General features: G+C 57.3%; 1 rRNA gene. It reads right to left on the minus strand.

Annotated elements, in window-relative coordinates:
* Positions 1-213 (minus strand): 23S ribosomal RNA (locus ADK65_RS10160); the annotation flags it as partial.

Genomic DNA, 213 nt, shown 5'->3' on the forward strand with positions numbered 1-213 from the left:
GCAGGCGTCAGTCCGTATACATCGCCTTACGGCTTCGCACGGACCTGTGTTTTTAGTAAACAGTCGCTTCTCGCTGGTCTCTGCGGCCACCCCCAGCTCAAGGCGTAAAGCCCATCACCAGGTGTGGCCCCCCTTCTCCCGAAGTTACGGGGGCATTTTGCCGAGTTCCTTAACCATAGTTCACCCGAACGCCTCGGTATTCTCTACCTGACC

The organism is Streptomyces sp. NRRL B-1140 (assembly GCF_001280065.1).
GTDB lineage: Bacteria > Actinomycetota > Actinomycetes > Streptomycetales > Streptomycetaceae > Streptomyces.